The following is a 14655-nucleotide window of genomic DNA, read 5'->3' on the forward strand; positions in this document are numbered from 1 at the left end:
CGGACGGTACGTACGGTGGTGTGAGAGGACGGGGGTTAGTCACCCCCTCCTACTCGATGGAACACATGCGCGCCGGGGGATTGAGGAGAGCGCATGTTACTGACACAGCCTAAGTCATGTCGGGCTTTCTCTCGAATTTTTTATACCGGGTTCCCTGGTAAGTCAATACGCCCGTGTCGTTTTCAATCAGGAGTCCGTATTCTCTGCCTGAAACATGAAACTCCTGTCTCTCGCCGTTTTCCAATTGAAAAGTGAGGTAATAGTGCGTAGAGACGCTCGAATTCCCGGAACCCCCGCTTGTTCTTGTTCGTTTGGCGATCACCTTTGCGGGAACGGAGAGGATGGGAGAAGCGTTGTTTTTCATCCAATTCGCTATACCCTTTATGATGGCAATCAAGATCATCGTGAGAATCAGTCCAGCGATCACCAAAAACCACCAGGGCGGACCAACATGAAAGGGGTCATAGCCGACATTAATCATAAATCGAATCACCTCGAATGTTGCTGATAGTAATAATACGGTTACAGCCTGGGTCTCGTTTCAATATGCGGGAGCGAGCCAGGCCAGCCCGCATATAGAAGCCACGAGATTCCCCCCGATTCCGTTGATACCGGGGTTTTTTGCTGTCCGGAAAAGACCGAAAGCCGAAATAATTCATCGAATTTTCCGAAATATGTCCATGTCCTTCAATCATTCGGCAACTTATAATCGGAACTATCCTCGATGAAGGGAGCTGCATGCATGTTGGATCAGCCCTGCATTCTGCAAATGAACAACATTTGTAAAGCGTTTTCAGGCGTGAAGGCGCTGAAAGGCGTATCCATCCAGATCAAACAAGGCGAAGTCCACGCGCTGATGGGAGAAAACGGGGCCGCCGGATACAGGCAGGAGGATGGGGGAAGGGGGAGACTCCTACCCTCTTTTTTATTTTGTTGGATGGTCCATCTGCGTAGCTGATGGTTTGCCCATGGAGTTGCCGATTGATCGTCCACTGCGCAGCCGATTATGTCTTTGGCCCATCTTAATCGTTGCGCTGTCCGCTCCGATTCCGGATCAACTCCAGCAATTCCGCATCCGTGCAGGCCTCCAGCTCCAGCAAAGCCTGATAAGGGTCTCTCCCCGAGATGCCGAAGTAGTGGGCAAAAGCCGGTTCGGTCTTCCAGCCCGCTTGCTTGAGCCGATGAATCTCCCGGGCGGCGGAGGGGCCGGCCAACCGGAGCAGCCTGGCTTCGATGATCAGATGGCGATAGGCCTGTTGGCGGGTCGCCGGGATGGGCTGGGCAAAACACTCAAAGCAGAAACCGCGGTACCAATAAGAAGCAATGCTGGTCGGAACGCTTCTGACAAGCGTGCGGCCGTGCTCGAACCCATCCAAATCGCCGTAATGGAGGCAGATCGCTTGGTCAAACCGGTCCAGATCCTCGGCATAACAAACCACGTCCAAATCGCTTTCCGCCAGATCGATCGCCAGAGGGATCGTCCCGGCCAGTACCGGCTGAAACTCTCGCAGCGTGTGGAAAATGCCGAGGCTGTCAATCGCCTGCCAGGCGTCCTGCTGTCGGGGCGTACCCGTTTTCAGATAGAGGGGATCGAGAAAATCGCCTTCGAGTCGCGGAAAGATCGGATACATCGCGAGCTGGCCCCTTTCTTTATCGTCGTAATGTGCGGCTCCGCTGCTATGGAGAGGGCGCACAGGGCAATACTGATAGAAAAGTTCCTGCCAAGAGAGAAACAAAAGTTGTCCCTTATCGTATACCCTATACAGAAGGGAGTGTCAACGGAATGGATATTTTGCTGTGGTTGGTCATCATCATTCTCTTTGTGCTCAGTATCGCGGGAATCTTTTTGCCTGTACTGCCTGACACGCTTTTGCTGTGGGGCGGATTTCTGCTGTACCACTTCTTTGTCGCAGACCCGGGCTCCGGATTGCCGGCTTCCTTTTGGTGGGGCATGGCGGTATTAAGCATTCTGCTGTACGGCGCCGATTTGTTGACGAATATGTATTTTGTCAAGAGGTACGGGGGCTCGAAGGCGTCTTCATGGGCCGCGGCTCTGGGGATCTTTCTCGGCATCTTTGTGTTTCCGCCGTTTGGCATGCTGATCATGCCATTCGTCCTCGTCGTCCTGGTCGAGCTGCTGCTCCAGAAGCAGCCATTGGAGCGAGCGGTGAAGGCCGGAGTGGGATCGCTCGTCGGTTTTCTCGGGAGCGCCGTGGTCAAGGTGGTCTTGCAGGTTGTCATGATCATCTGGTTTTTTATCGCCGCGTTCTAAGTCAGTGTCCAATCGCATAAAAAGGCGTCACGAGCATGCACTCGGACGCCTTTTTTCGTTCCTTTTCTTAATGAATGAGACGGTAGACACCAATCACTTTCCCCAGAATGGTCACCGAATCCAGAATAATCGGTTCCATCGTTGAGTTTTCCGGCTGCAGGCGGAAGTGATGTTTCTCTTTGAAGAATCGCTTCACGGTCGCTTCGTCTTCCTCTGTCATGGCGACGACGATGTCTCCGTTATTGGCCACGCTTTGCTGGCGGACGATGACGTAATCCCCGTCGAGGATGCCGGCTTCGATCATGCTGTCGCCGGAGACGCGGAGCATGTACACCTTGTCCGATGTTACGATGCTGTCCGGGAGGGGGAAGTATTCCTCGACCTGCTCCACGGCCGTAATGGGCTGGCCGGCGGTAACTTTACCGATCACCGGCACGCGAACGACGGAGACGTCAAAGTCATCCTGGAACCGCTCTTCTTCTCGCAACAGCTCAATCGCACGCGGCTTGGTAGGATCTCGGCGAATCAATCCCTTTTTCTCCAGCCGGGCAAGATGACCGTGCACAGTAGAACTGGAAGCAAGTCCGACAGCTTCGCCAATCTCGCGAACGGAAGGGGGATAACCCTTGTCCCGCACTTCTTTGCGAATGAAATCGATAATGGCTTGCTGTCTATTTGATAGTTTGGACATAGACCACACCTCTATTTTCTCGAACATGTTTTCTATATTATACCATGGGATCTTGCGTTCGACAAACATAAGTTCGACTTTTTTCTTGACATGAACAAATGTTCGCATTATGATGAGAACAAGATGATAGAACGTACGTTTGCAGGGGGATGAAATTATGAGCACAAGAACGATGACGAATCGATTTGCGAAACAGCCGGTCCGAAAAGTACGCTGGGGAATTACGCGAGGACAAGCCATTCTGTTCTTCGCTGCCTTCACTCTCTTTTTTTATACATTGACCGAACTAGTGTTTGCGTCAGAGGAAAATGATCAACATGCGGTACAAGAGGTGCAGCCTGTCGTGGAGGTGACTGTCCAGCCGGGAGACAGTCTGTGGACGATTGCGGTCGCATACCAGGGTGACTCCACCAAAGACGTGCGCGATCTGGTCTATCAAATTCAGAAGTGGAACAAGCTGGACGGGGCGATCATTCATCCGGGACAGACCATCGAGATTCCGCTTCAGCCCTGACTCGGGCTTTGGCCGCCTGCTGCGACGGCTGTGGCTTTCCGCCGCCTCCTTGCTTCCCATCCGCGTTATGGTATAATAAAACGGCATTCATTGAAAGCGAGGGGAATCGGCTTTGGTATCAGACACAGAAATCAAACGGATCAATGAACTGGCCAAAAAATCCCGTGAAACCGGATTGACGGATGAAGAGAAGCAGGAGCAAAAAGTGCTGCGTCAGAAATATATTGATGCCGTGAAACTGTCGCTGTGCTCCAATCTGGATTCGATTCGTTATGTTGAAGACCTAGAGGAGAACAACGGCAAACCCAAACACTAAGAGAGCCGCATTCACATAAAAACACGACATCCATGCTTTTGCTTGGGTGTCTTTTTGTTCCATATGGAGAAAGGAAGGGGGAGCTGCGGCATGATGGCATGGATGGCAGTGGCAATCGGCGGGGCAGTGGGCTCGGCACTCCGCTATGGAATAGGTCAGGCGCTCAACCAGCCTGGCTGGCCCGCCGGGACGTGGGCAGCCAATGTGCTTGGTTCCTTTGCAATCGGGCTTTTTTATGTATGGGGGAAAGAAAAAGGTCTGCTCCCGGCGGATGTATATCTCTTGCTCACGACCGGACTGTTGGGCGGATTTACGACGTTTTCAACCTTTTCTTTGGAGGTTGTCGGCTTTGTCGGAGAGGGCTTGCTCGTGCGTGGACTCCTCTACGCAGGCGCCAGCATCATGCTCGGGCTTTTGGCTTGCGCGGCCGGGATCTGGCTGGGCAGACAGGTATGGTAAACCGGACAGGTATGGCAATCCATAAGGAAGCGGAGAAGGGGGGATGCAGATGACGATCCGTCATCCTGATTACGATTACGAGCAAAAGCGCTTGGATGAGACACGGATGATCATCCAAAAGGAAATCGATGCCCTGCGCAGGGATGTAAAAGAGGTCACCGACGACTACGTCAAGCAAGTCGTCAACTACAAGAAGACAAAAGAGCTACGCTATCTGGAGGACCAGGGCCTGGAGAAGCCGTATTTTGGGCGTGTCGATTTTCTGAAGGACGAGACCTATGAAATGGACCGTGTTTACATAGGCAAGAGGGGGATCGTTCGCCAGGACACCTTTGATTCCATCGTCGTCGACTGGCGGGCCCCGATTGCCAGTCTCTACTACAGCGGCGAGAGCAAGGACGCCTATTTCCGCAACGGCCGGGACATCGTGCGCGGAGAAGTGCGGTTGAAACGCAACTTTTCCATGCAAAACGGCAAAATCACCGGAATTTACGATGGGGCGCTCAAAGAGAGCATTCAACGCGAGGTAGGCCATCCCGACGAATTTTTGGAAGAAGGCTACATCGACGAATTTTTGGCGGCCAATCTGAACGAAACCAATGACAGCAGACTGAAAGATATCGTCGCTACCATCCAGTCCGAGCAAAACGACATCATTCGGGCGGACAAGGACCGTCCCGTGGTGGTCCAAGGCGTCGCTGGAAGCGGAAAGACAACGATCGCACTTCATCGCCTCTCCTATCTGATCTACAACGATCAGGACACCATGCTGTCAAAGAAATTTATGGTCTTCGCCCCGAACCGCTTGTTCCTCACCTATATCTCCGACGTATTGCCCGAATTGGGCGTAGAGGACGTCCAGCAGTCAACTTTTCTCGATTGGGCCGCCAAACTGGTGAAAGCGCTTCTGCCCAAAGGCTGGCGTATCATGGACCCGCACAAGCCGCTGCACCTCTTTTTTGAAGACGGCCACAGCGAGCGGGAGAGGCAAATCGCCCTTCGCAGGCTTCGCTTCAAGGGATCCTTGGCCTTCCGCGAAGCGCTGCACCAGTATCTGCTCCATGTGGCGGAGACGAGAATTGCCTATAAAAAACTGAGCTTTGTCTATAAGCGGACGAACCATGTCTTTGCGATTCCGGGAGAGGAGATCCGGGAGCTGTTTGCCCGCACCTATGCCCATCTTCCTTACCGGCGGCGCTTGGAAGCGGTACGGAAGCATGTGAAGCAGGAAGTGAACAAGCAGCTGTTTTCCCACCTGCGGGATCAGAAGATCGATCTCGACAAACAGGGTCTCGCTCGCTTTGAAAAAATGATTGACCAGCTGCTCGACAGCTATTTTGGCATTTTCCCGGAACTGACGGCCTTTGAAGCCTATCAGGAACTCTTGACCGATCTCTCATTGCTGATGCAGCTGGCAGGTGGAGCTGGACATGAGGAAATGACAGCGGAAGTGATCCAGGATATTTCTTCGTCGAGCGCGGAGATTTTTGCCGCCGAGCGGATCGAGCCGGAGGATGTCGCTCCTCTGCTGTATCTTCGCCATTTAATCGAAGGGCTGGAGCAGGAGGATTACTTCGATCACAGCGTGGTCGATGAAGCACAGGACCTGAGCGCGATGGAACTGGCCGTCATCCGCCTCGTCACCAAGAGGGATTCACTTACCGTCGTGGGCGATATTGCGCAGGGAATCCATGCTTACAGGGGGCTGCAATCCTGGGAGGAGCTGCTGGATGGCGTATTTGTACAGCCGAAAGGGGTCTATTACACCCTCTCCCAGAGCTATCGCTCTACCATCGAGATCATGCGCTGCGCAAACGAGGTCCTGCGCAAAATCCGCTTGCCGGAAACCGTGATGGCAAAGCCGGTCCTAAGACATGGAGAAGTCCCCGAACGAATCTCCTGGGACGGGAATGGACTGCCGGTGGAATATCTGGCACAGCGCGTGGAGGCATATCGAAGCGAAGGCTTCCAATCTATCGCATTGGTCGCCAAAAATGGGGAGGCCAGCAAAAAAGCGTACAAAGCATTGCGCTCTCACATCGAAGGCATCCAGCTGCTGGGCGTAAAGGATGCACAGTTCCCCGGCGGTATCGTCGTGATGCCGGCCTATTTGACAAAAGGCTTGCAGTTTGACGTCGTGATCGTCTTGGACAGCGAGGAGTACGAGGAGACGGAATGGGATACCAAGCTCTTGTACGTGGTGATGACGAGGCCGGTGCATCGGCTCGTCTTGCTGCATCGCGCGAGCCGGATGAGTCCGCTCATCGCTGCAATTCCGCCCGCGCTCTACAAGCAGAGTGAGCTGTCGAAGTAAGGAGCAGGCATCGGCTTTTTATTTTGCTTGCATGAACATGCAAAACCCCCGCTTGCTTTGTATGCGAGCGGGGGCCAGGGAGACATTAATGATCGCCGTGATTTCCCTTGGAAGGGTTGGTGATGACATAGCCTTCCTGCGGGGTATAGAGGTAATCAATGACGATGCCGTCCAGCAACGGTTCGTCTTTTTTCAAAATCACATCAATCTCTTTATCCGTGGCGATGACGACATCGTCCTCAGTCGGCTTGTCCAGTGCCAGGCCGTAATGGGCGTGATCGCCGTGAGCATGGGTTATGTAGGCGCGGAGCTTCAGTTCCTTGTCTGCTTCCTGTTCCAGCACAGTGCTAAGCTGCTTGGCGGCGTTTCGGGTAATTTTTACCTTCATCAGTCAGTCTCCCTTGTCATTGGTATCGTACCTCTTCATATTAGCAAACCGGTAAATCTTGATGCAACGCAAGAAAGTGTTACAATATTCCAAGCGAGAGAGGAGAGGGAACATATGCCGATCGATTTCAGAAGTGATACCGTAACCAAGCCCACGGAAGAGATGAAGCGTGCCATGCTCGAAGCCGAAGTCGGTGACGATGTATACGGGGAAGACCCGACAGTAAATCGCTTGGAAAAGTTGGCCGCCGAGATATTGGGAAAGGAGGCTGCGCTGTTCGTTACCAGCGGTACGCAGGGCAACCAGCTGGCCGTGCTCACCCATTGCGTCAATGGCGATGAGGTGATTATGGAAGCGGATTCCCATATCTTTTACTCCGAGGGCGGGGCGGTTGCAGCGCTGGCGGGAGTTCAGACGAGAACCATCAATGGCGAGCGTGGCGTCATTACCCCGGAGGCCATCGCAAGAGCCGTCCGCAGCCGGAATATACACTTCCCCCGGACACGCTTGCTCTGCATGGAAAATACGCATAATCGCGCAGGCGGAGCGGTCATCAGCCCCGAACAAATGAAAGCGGCTTATGAGGCTGCGCACAGCAGAGGTGTCGCTGTCCATCTGGATGGCGCGCGGCTGTTCAATGCTGCGGTGGCGCTTAAGCGGGAGATATCCGACTTTACGCGCTATGCGGATACGGTGCAAGTCTGTTTGTCCAAAGGATTGAGTGCGCCAATCGGCTCCGTTTTGGCCGGCAGCCGGGATTTTATCGAAGAAGCCCGCTGGTGGCGCAAAAAGCTGGGCGGCGGCATGCGCCAGGCCGGGTATATCGCGGCGCCCGGAATCCTCGCATTAACCGAGATGGTGCCGAGACTGGAAGAAGACCATCATCGCGCAAAGCGTTTGGCGGAGGGCTTGCGCCAGCTCTCATTGACCGTTGAGCCCGTCGAAACCAATATCGTACTGGTACATACCGAGCGTGCGGGGATGAATGCTGTCCAATTTCTGGAACAGCTCGCAGAGCGAGGTGTGCTCGCGGTCGATTTCGACGAGTCATTGGTCCGCTTTACGACTCATCGCCATATCACAGATCAGGACATCCAAGCCGCGCTTACCGCCGTGGAGGCGATTCTCCCGGCATAGGCCGATCATCTTTCAGACCTGGAAAAAATGGGGCAGGAGAAGATGCGGTACTGCTTCGGGCGTACCGCATCCGCTTCGCCCTCTCCCCATACTTCCGCTTCCCTGTTCCTGCTGGGAGGCCACCTCATCCCTTCTCTTTCCCCTTGAGCGCGAAATCCAGCGCTTGCACCTTCACTTCGACATGAATGGGAATCTTGCTGAACCGCTCGTCCCAGTCCATTTCCAGTTTGCGCCAGACTTCCGGGTAACGGATATGCAGTTTTTTTCCAAATCCCGCCACGTCGGCTTGGAATTCCTTCTGGATTTTTTGCAGACTGTTCTCGATCAGTTTTTTTATCTGTTCGGCTGTTGCCTGCTCGATTTTTTTCATATAGGCACGATCAAAAGCGTTTTCCTTCAGATTCCAATCTTCTCCCAGACTCCCCTCGGCATCCACTTTGACGGTAAAGGAGACTTGGCCGTTTTTGACTTGCGGAATAATCCTGCTCTTCGCTTTATCAATTTCAAAAGAGAAGGGTTCTCCCCCTTTTTCAATCGCGGATTCGATGATCCCGCCCACATGCGATTCCTCCGATTTGCCGCTTCCCTGGATCAGGTTGATGCCGGCAGTCTCCGCTTCGCTCAGCCAGCCGAGCATTTTCCCGGTTTTTCCGTTGATGACGGCCCCTCCCGCCAATTTCATCTCCTTTTGATGGACGACGACCCGGGGGACGAGGAAGCAGCGTTTGGTCGCCAAGTTTTCTGACGCGGTTCCCACGGAGATCGGCATGGCGATATGATTCGACTTCGACAGGTTATTGACCAGATTGAGCAATTCCAGAGAAGGCAGGTCTTCATTTTTTGTCTGGGCCTCCAGCACATCCTGGCCCCGTCCTTTTGCAATCGTCAGGTAGACCGTCCGGCGCATTTCATTGTTGCGTAGGTAGAGGTTCAACAATTGGGCCATATTGATTCGACGAGCGACGTCCTCGCCGAGAATGACGATCTTGAGATGCATGAAATAGGGGGGACGGCCGGTCCGCGTAGAGGTTTCCCGAAGGATCTGAAAAGCGGTGTCTCCCGTACTGGTTACATTCAAATACGGCTTTTGGTTGGAAGGGTTGCTTCTATTGCCGCCGCCGACGATTTTGTGATTGACGTGCTGAAAGGTCAGCGACAAGGGAATCAACTTTTTGTGCTGGTGTTTGCTCTCTGTTTCGTTTGGCCGATCCTGGGCCGTATGGGAATCGATAGACATGCCAATCGTGATGCCCAGTTCTTCAATCTCGCGTCGATCCCAACAGCTGCTCGAAAGTAAGCTGCCCAGCAGCAAAAGCAGCGTGAACAGGTATCTTTTCCGGAGCATCATGCTTTTTCCACTCCCGAACCGTTTTGTTGATCCTGCCTTTTCCGAAGCAGCACAGCCAGGAGGAGCAAAGACAACGGGATCAGCAAAGAGGTTAGCAAGGAAGCATTCCCGATTATAAGCCCCAGTCCCAGAGCTTCGTTCAGATCCTCCGGATACAGGGCGATTCCGTACATCACCGGGATCAGCAGGAGCATCACGCGCTTCTTTTTCCAACCGAATAGCAGGTGGATACCCAGGGAGGCCAGGTAGAGATTGATAAAAAATGTCGTAAACATATTCAGGATCCATATGCTGATGAAAAAGATCTCGAAGTGTTCAAAAAAGGCGCCGGGAAACTCAATTTGTTTGACGAACTCCATCGTCGGCCATGTCAGTGTCTTTACCTCCTCCAGCGTCAGGGAGCCAATGACCATGATGACGATAATCATGTAGATGATGGTGACGAGAGCCATGCCTGCCAACAGGGGCCAAAACGCCTTTTTTGCATGTCTCGTGTAGGCCAGCAGAAACAGGATGATTTCGAAGCCCGAAAATGCCTGCGAAGTGGAGAGCACACCGGGTGCGAGCGGTGCGAATCCTGTGGGGAAAACGATTGCTCAGCACCAGACAAATCCACATCGCCACGCTGGAGATGATTCCTCCCAAAATGACATCGATCCACACGTCCGGGGTCCCGACATCCTCCGCGACGACGCGAGGAAGGGTAAGGATGGCGACCCCAAATACAGTGGAGATGACTGTGATCGTCAACTGAAACGGTGGAAAGAGGGCCACGGACACCACTCTCCTTATGGTTTAGATGGATCGGAACGTTTTCGGTCAAGCGGGTGAAACATCGAGGGGCGTTTGCTTAACAAGCGATTGATCGAAGTGCGAACAAACAGATTTCTCCATACAGAAGCGCCCAGCATCATGACAAAGCGAAGCAAGCGAATAGAAATAGCTGCTGTATACTGCGGAAAGGCGAAATTGGAGATCGCCGTGAGCGCCACGACCACGACCATAATGGGACTGACGATACCGGCTTCTACGGCCGATTGGCCGATCTTCGTCGGTAAAAGCCCCTGATGATAAGAGACCAGTGCGATGTACAAGGAAGGCAGAAAGAGAGCAAAAAACAGAGCCAGGTAGCGGAGCGCGCGGATGAGCGACGCAGGAATCCAGCGCTCATACTAATCCTCAGGTGACTGCATCAGCATCGGGAATGTCACCGGAACGATTAGCGCAAAGGGAGTGCCCTCGATCAGGATGGCGATGCGGCCTTCCAGCAGAGCACCTTCCACGCGGTCGGGCCGTTCCGTATTCTGCACCTGGGGAAAAGGCGAGTGTTTGTTGTCCTGGATGTAATTCTCGATGTAGCCTGATTCGATCGGATCATCAATGTCGATGCTGCCCAGCCTCCGTCTGACTTCGTCGATGAGCTCCTGATTGGCCAAACCGCGGAGATAACAGATCACGACTTCCTTTCGGCCCCTTCTGCCGATGGTCATCGACTCAAAAGTCAGATGCGGATCATGGATACGTCTCCGCAGGATCGCCGTATTTTCGCTGATGGCTTCGACAAAGCCGATGCGCGGCCCCCTGACCAGCACCTCGGTGGGAGGCTCTTCCTGCTGGCGGGAGGCTTCCTTGGCTGTTCCAAAGACCAAGCCCTGCGCAGACTGATCAAACAGCACGCAGGTATTCCCGTACAAAATCTTGGAGAGTGTTTGCTCAACGCTGGTCACCTGGGAGATGCTCCCAAACGTGCTGGCATCCCTGGTGAACGATTCCAGATGCTGGCGGTATTGCTCGGGATGGGCATTGACCTGGCTGAGCAAGCCTTCCACCTCACTCTTTTTCCAATCGGTTCGCCTGCAGGGTGGACCAGCCATGTGGAGGGAGTATTTCAACCGCAGCCAAGGAATACTAGAGGTATCCAACAAAAGGGAAAGAGGGATGCCGATGATCTCTGCGAATCAGAGGAACCTGGTGCAAAACCAGATGCAGCGTGACGAGAGCAAAATCGTTAACATTGTGCTGAGCGATGCGAGGCAAGTGGCGGGAGAAATAGACAGAGCCACCCATCAGGGTGTATTCCTGACAGATGGCAGCTATTATCGTTATGCCGATATTCGCGAAATCAACGGTTTATAAGGAAGAGTAGATGCGCTACCAGTCGGAGGGGGGAAAGAAGAAGCGTAGGGCGTCAGGCAGTTCTTTTTGCCACAATCCCCAGACATGGTTGCCCGGCTTCTCCCGGTAGGAGAGGCACGCTTTCTTTTCTTCCAGCAGTGCTTTGGTTTTCCGATTCCAGTCCACAAAGTCAAAGGTGCCGATATGCGTCTCTACGGCCGTTTCATCCAGGCCGACCACCATCCAGGCTGTCAGCCAGGACAGATCGTCCGCCTTCTCCAGATCATCCAGCGTGGATTGAAAAAAAGCGCCGGACAGCGACAGGAGATTGGGAAAGAGAGCGGGTTGGTCGAGGGCGAGATGCAAGGAGACGGTGCCGCCCAGCGAGTCTCCCGCCAGGACGCGTGCCTCCGGACCTTGGCGGACGGGATAGCGCTCCTCGATATAGGGGAGCAGTTCTTCGATAAAGAAACGCTTGTACCCCTCGTTCCGCGACCCGACGGGGGAGTATTCGCTTGTCCGTTTATTCCGGTCCACGGATACGCCGACGACGAGGAAGGGCGGTACGCCGTCATCCAGAATCAACTGGTTAGCGATGGTGGCGATTCGGCCCATCGTAAAAAAGTCGTTGCCGTCCTGACAGTAGACGACCGGGTAGGACAAAAGCTCATTATAGCCTGGCGGAAGATACACTTTGACGGAGCGAGGGGAGTCTACATACCGGCTCGGCACCTCTTCTTTGACGATTGTCCTCTTTACATATTCTGACATGAGCACCACCTCCATGTGTACAAAATTCCAAAGTAATCCTTGAAAAAAACTGATACAGATCTTATAGTAAATGATAACAGGAAGGAAATAAACCCTGTAATATCAATACTATAACACAGAAAACAGTATTTCCCCTGAGGTATAACAGGGCGTGTGGAAACGGTTGTAAGCACTTTCAGCTAAGATGTTCCGAAAGACCGGATCTCCGCACGATTGCCTTTCCGCTTTTTAAATTCAGTGACGAGGTGAATGTGATGAGCGTTACCACTGCTGTAGAACAAACGGGCAACAACACGCCGCTGCAAATTCTTGCTCCGGACGGCACTGTTGTTCGTCCTGATCTCATGCCAAAGCTGTCCGATGATGAACTGCGCGAATTGATGCGCAAAATGGTCTTTACCCGCGTGTGGGACCAGCGTGCCATCAGCTTGAACCGTCAAGGCCGCCTGGGCTTCTATGCGCCGGTTGCGGGACAGGAAGCGGCGATGATCGGTTCCCAGTCTGCATTGGCCAAAGAAGATTTCATTCTGCCGAGCTACCGCGACATCCCGCAAATGGTTTGGCACGGTTTCCCGATGTACAAAGCATTCCTCTACTCCCGCGGCCATATCGAAGGCGGACGCATCCCGGAGGATGTCAATGTGCTGATGCCGCAAATCATCATCGCGGCCCAATGTACGCAAGCGACAGGGGTAGCGATGGGCTACAAGCTGCGCGGAGAAAAGCGCGTCGCGATCAACTACTTCGGTGACGGCGCGACCTCCCAAGGGGATTTCTACGAGGGCATGAACTTTGCCGGCGTATACAAGCTGCCGGTCATCTTCTTCTCGCAAAACAACGGCTACGCGATTTCCGTTCCGTTTGAAAAGCAGACCGCTGCCGAAAACGTTGCCGTCAAAGCAAAAGCGGCCGGCATTGCCAGCGCGCGCGTAGACGGTATGGACGTTCTGGCTGTTTACCACGTGGTACAGGAAGCCAGACAGCGCGGAATCGACGGCGAAGGCGCTACTCTGATCGAAGCCATGACCTACCGCTACGGACCGCACACCATGGCTGGCGACGACCCGACGCGCTACCGCACAGGCGAAGAGCAGAGCGAGTGGGAGCAAAAAGACCCGCTGATTCGTTTCCGCAAGTTCCTGGAAAACAAGGGCCTCTGGAGCGAAAAAGACGAAGAAGCAGTTATTGAAGAAGCAAAACAAGCGGTTGCGGATGCCATCAAAAAGGCAGACGAAGCACCGAAGATGAAAGTCAGCGAACTGATTGATGTGATGTTCGAAACACTGCCGCCTGAATTGGAAGAGCAAAAGGCGGAATATCTGGCGAAGGAGTCGAAGTAACCCATGGCACAAATGACAATGGTTCAAGCCATTACGGATGCATTGCGCGTCGAACTCAAGCGCGACGAAACCGTTCTCGTCTTCGGTGAAGACGTGGGTAAAAACGGCGGGGTATTCCGTGCGACAGAAGGCTTGCAGGCAGAATTTGGCGAGCAGCGCGTATTTGACACGCCGCTTGCGGAATCCGGAATCGGCGGTCTGGCTGTGGGTCTCTCCGTCAACGGCTTCCGTCCTGTAGCGGAAATTCAGTTCTTTGGATTCGTATTTGAAACCTTCGATGCAATCGCTTCCCAAGCGTCCCGCATGCGCTACCGTTCCGGCGGACGCTACCACAGCCCGGTTACCTTCCGCTCTCCATTCGGGGGCGGGGTAAAAACGCCGGAGCTGCATGCAGACTCTCTCGAAGGTCTGATCTTGCAAACGCCAGGGGTAAAAGTAGTTATCCCGTCCAACCCTTACGATGCGAAAGGACTCTTGATCTCCGCGATCCGCGACAATGATCCGGTTGTTTTCCTGGAGCATATGAAGCTGTACCGTTCGTTCCGCCAAGAAGTGCCGGAGGGCGAGTACACCATCCCGCTCGGCAAAGCCAACGTGGTGAAAGAGGGCAGTGATGTTACCATCATCACCTACGGCGCAATGGTTCATACCAGCCTGAAAGCGGCAGAAGAGCTGGAAAAAGCCCGCGGTGCGAAGGTAGAAGTCATCGACCTGCGGACCATCAATCCGATCGACATCGAGACGATCGTGGAATCCGTGAAGAAGACAAACCGTGCGATCGTAGTCCAAGAAGCGCAAAAAACATCCGGCGTCGCTGCCGAAATCATCGCTCAAATCAATGAACGCGCGATTCTTCACCTGGAAGCGCCTGTACTCCGCATCACCGCTCCGGATACCGTCTATCCGTTTGCGCAAGCGGAAGACATCTGGCTGCCTGACGTGAAGCGCGTCGTAGACGGTCTTACCCGCGTACTCGATTTCTAAGGTACC

At 53.7% G+C, this 14655-nt stretch carries 17 protein-coding genes and 2 pseudogenes; 9 read left to right on the forward strand and 10 right to left on the reverse strand.

The window, feature by feature from the left end; genetic code table 11:
• Positions 1 to 109: 109 nt before the first annotated feature.
• Positions 110 to 481 (reverse strand): DUF2500 domain-containing protein, encoded by a 372-nt coding sequence (locus tag JD108_RS10465; protein ID WP_198829748.1) that lies wholly within the window; start codon positions 479 to 481, stop codon positions 110 to 112.
• Positions 482 to 1022: 541 nt separating this feature from the next.
• Positions 1023 to 1631, reverse strand: a complete 609-nt coding sequence (locus JD108_RS10470) for a DUF4269 domain-containing protein (protein WP_198829749.1) — start codon at positions 1629 to 1631, stop codon at positions 1023 to 1025.
• Between the two features lie 152 nt (positions 1632 to 1783).
• Here JD108_RS10470 and JD108_RS10475 point away from each other — a divergent pair, with 152 nt between their 5' ends.
• Positions 1784 to 2272, forward strand: coding sequence for a DUF456 domain-containing protein (locus JD108_RS10475; protein WP_198829750.1), 489 nt, complete (start codon positions 1784 to 1786; stop codon positions 2270 to 2272).
• A gap of 67 nt (positions 2273 to 2339) precedes the next feature.
• Here JD108_RS10475 and lexA read toward each other — a convergent pair whose 3' ends face one another.
• On the reverse strand, positions 2340 to 2963 hold the full coding sequence (lexA, locus tag JD108_RS10480; RefSeq protein ID WP_198829751.1) for a transcriptional repressor LexA: 624 nt from the start codon (positions 2961 to 2963) through the stop codon (positions 2340 to 2342).
• A gap of 157 nt (positions 2964 to 3120) precedes the next feature.
• Here lexA and yneA point away from each other — a divergent pair, with 157 nt between their 5' ends.
• The 4 genes from yneA to JD108_RS10500 all read left to right on the forward strand — a co-directional run bounded on the left by yneA (position 3121) and on the right by JD108_RS10500 (position 6566).
• On the forward strand, positions 3121 to 3477 hold the full coding sequence (yneA, locus tag JD108_RS10485) for a cell division suppressor protein YneA (protein WP_198829752.1): 357 nt from the start codon (positions 3121 to 3123) through the stop codon (positions 3475 to 3477).
• Between the two features lie 112 nt (positions 3478 to 3589).
• Positions 3590 to 3793: a DUF896 domain-containing protein gene (locus JD108_RS10490; protein ID WP_198829753.1), complete on the forward strand. Its 204-nt coding sequence runs from the start codon at positions 3590 to 3592 to the stop codon at positions 3791 to 3793.
• A gap of 90 nt (positions 3794 to 3883) precedes the next feature.
• The gene (crcB, locus tag JD108_RS10495) at positions 3884 to 4252 is read left to right on the forward strand and encodes a fluoride efflux transporter CrcB (protein ID WP_228728374.1); all 369 of its coding nucleotides are present in this window, start codon (positions 3884 to 3886) and stop codon (positions 4250 to 4252) included.
• A gap of 49 nt (positions 4253 to 4301) precedes the next feature.
• A complete protein-coding gene (locus JD108_RS10500) occupies positions 4302 to 6566 on the forward strand; it encodes a HelD family protein (protein WP_198829754.1) in 2265 nt (754 codons plus the stop codon).
• A gap of 85 nt (positions 6567 to 6651) precedes the next feature.
• Here the strand turns inward: JD108_RS10500 and JD108_RS10505 are convergent, their stop codons facing one another.
• Positions 6652 to 6954 (reverse strand): iron-sulfur cluster assembly accessory protein, encoded by a 303-nt coding sequence (locus tag JD108_RS10505; protein ID WP_198829755.1) that lies wholly within the window; start codon positions 6952 to 6954, stop codon positions 6652 to 6654.
• 114 nt (positions 6955 to 7068) lie between these two features.
• On the opposite strand from JD108_RS10505, the gene ltaE reads away from it, so the two are divergent.
• A complete protein-coding gene (ltaE, locus tag JD108_RS10510) occupies positions 7069 to 8091 on the forward strand; it encodes a low-specificity L-threonine aldolase (RefSeq protein WP_198829756.1) in 1023 nt (340 codons plus the stop codon).
• 124 nt (positions 8092 to 8215) lie between these two features.
• Here ltaE and JD108_RS10515 read toward each other — a convergent pair whose 3' ends face one another.
• The 5 genes and pseudogenes from JD108_RS10515 to JD108_RS10530 all read right to left on the reverse strand — a co-directional run.
• Complete coding sequence (locus tag JD108_RS10515; RefSeq protein WP_198829757.1) at positions 8216 to 9439, reverse strand: Ger(x)C family spore germination protein; 1224 nt, start codon at positions 9437 to 9439, stop codon at positions 8216 to 8218.
• Positions 9436 to 9993 carry a GerAB/ArcD/ProY family transporter gene (locus tag JD108_RS10520; RefSeq protein WP_198829758.1) on the reverse strand — a complete coding sequence of 186 codons (558 nt, stop codon included), beginning with the start codon at positions 9991 to 9993 and terminating at the stop codon, positions 9436 to 9438. The genes JD108_RS10515 and JD108_RS10520 overlap by 4 nt, the downstream gene beginning before the upstream one ends.
• Before the next feature lie 85 nt (positions 9994 to 10078).
• Positions 10079 to 10222, reverse strand: a pseudogene (locus JD108_RS22825) (GerAB/ArcD/ProY family transporter); the annotation flags it as partial.
• A 5-nt stretch (positions 10223 to 10227) separates the two neighbouring features.
• Positions 10228 to 10521, reverse strand: coding sequence for a spore germination protein (locus tag JD108_RS22305; protein WP_267459347.1), 294 nt, complete (start codon positions 10519 to 10521; stop codon positions 10228 to 10230).
• Positions 10498 to 11313: pseudogene (locus tag JD108_RS10530) on the reverse strand (spore germination protein); the annotation flags it as partial. The pseudogene JD108_RS10530 and the gene JD108_RS22305, both read right to left, overlap by 24 nt.
• 70 nt (positions 11314 to 11383) lie before the next feature.
• Between JD108_RS10530 and JD108_RS10535 the strand changes: the two are divergent.
• A complete protein-coding gene (locus JD108_RS10535; protein ID WP_198829759.1) occupies positions 11384 to 11575 on the forward strand; it encodes a hypothetical protein in 192 nt (63 codons plus the stop codon).
• Between the two features lie 15 nt (positions 11576 to 11590).
• Here JD108_RS10535 and JD108_RS10540 read toward each other — a convergent pair whose 3' ends face one another.
• The gene (locus tag JD108_RS10540) at positions 11591 to 12325 is read right to left on the reverse strand and encodes an alpha/beta hydrolase (RefSeq protein WP_198829760.1); all 735 of its coding nucleotides are present in this window, start codon (positions 12323 to 12325) and stop codon (positions 11591 to 11593) included.
• A gap of 254 nt (positions 12326 to 12579) precedes the next feature.
• Here JD108_RS10540 and pdhA point away from each other — a divergent pair, with 254 nt between their 5' ends.
• Together pdhA and JD108_RS10550 are read left to right on the forward strand one after the other, a co-directional pair.
• Positions 12580 to 13665, forward strand: a complete 1086-nt coding sequence (pdhA, locus tag JD108_RS10545) for a pyruvate dehydrogenase (acetyl-transferring) E1 component subunit alpha (protein ID WP_198829761.1) — start codon at positions 12580 to 12582, stop codon at positions 13663 to 13665.
• 3 nt (positions 13666 to 13668) lie between these two features.
• Positions 13669 to 14649 carry an alpha-ketoacid dehydrogenase subunit beta gene (locus tag JD108_RS10550; RefSeq protein WP_198829762.1) on the forward strand — a complete coding sequence of 327 codons (981 nt, stop codon included), beginning with the start codon at positions 13669 to 13671 and terminating at the stop codon, positions 14647 to 14649.
• The last annotated feature ends 6 nt before the right edge of the window (positions 14650 to 14655 follow it).

The organism is Brevibacillus composti (assembly GCF_016406105.1).
Classification (GTDB): domain Bacteria; phylum Bacillota; class Bacilli; order Brevibacillales; family Brevibacillaceae; genus Brevibacillus; species Brevibacillus composti.